1 protein-coding gene is annotated in these 956 nt (G+C 30.1%); it reads right to left on the bottom strand.

Annotation, left to right across the window (positions count from 1 at the left end; translation table 11 throughout):
• Window positions 1-313: 313 nt before the first annotated feature.
• The coding region (locus tag FPG59_RS16340; protein WP_086455562.1) for a GLPGLI family protein at window positions 314-956 on the bottom strand (643 nt) is incomplete at its 5' end.

Genomic DNA, 956 nt, shown 5'->3' with positions numbered 1-956 from the left:
AGTTTATACTCTTTATAAATTTAATAACTTAAACAAATTAAATACTTTACAAAAAATAGAATTTAGAGAGCAAACTTTACAAAATGAAAAACACAACAATAGCAAAAATAACTAATTTGTGAGTGTTTTTTATAGTTTATTTCTCTCGGCTGGCAGTTTTGTCTTTTTACCTTAAGTGGTTTTCACCATTGCAACCCAACTAAAAAGCACCACAGCTAAAATGATAACTACTAATTTTTATATTTTCATTCGTCAACCATTCTCTTCAACTAACTTACAACTTAATCTTTAAAGAATTTACAGTTTAAATTAATTAGTTCATATCCCGCAGTAAGATATCTTCAAACTCAGCAGGGGTAATAAATTTACCTTTTTTAGGTTTTGAAAAATCGATATTATCAGCTTTGATATCAAATTCTATTTTAGTTGCGTAAAAATACAATCTCCCATTTATGCTTCCTTCTAACACCAAACCTGGCAAGCCATCTAAACCTGCTGGACCAAATGAAAATGGCATTTCAGGTGTAAACCAAACAACTGGATCAATCGATATATTTTTTTTTCTAAACTTTGAATATTCACTTGTATGTGAAATAGCTTTATAACACGTATAGCCAGTTATCTTTTTTGTTTCTGAAGTTATCTCCCAAGTGTATTCTTCGAACGGGTGAACAAGATTAAATTCTTCTCCCATAGTATCCATATGCTCCAATTTTTGCTTAGTAACAACATTACAATACCGTTCTCCACCGGCAATTATTGTTGCCATTTTACTAAACAAATCATCCGCCAAACTTATTTTATTGATTTGCTTAAAAACAGCAACCTCTTTTGTAAAATACAAAGCTAACTCCACCTCTTTTAATGCTTCGTAAGAAGGATCAACAGATTTTTCATCTTTTGTACTAGAATCATATCTGTCAATTTTATAGTACACAGCATTAACTGTATTTACA

The organism is Flavobacterium sp. FPG59 (assembly GCF_002150205.1).
In the GTDB taxonomy this organism is placed as follows: Bacteria; Bacteroidota; Bacteroidia; order Flavobacteriales; family Flavobacteriaceae; genus Flavobacterium.
Note: the sequence above shows the minus strand (reverse complement) of the source record. Positions and strands in the feature narration are given on the sequence as shown.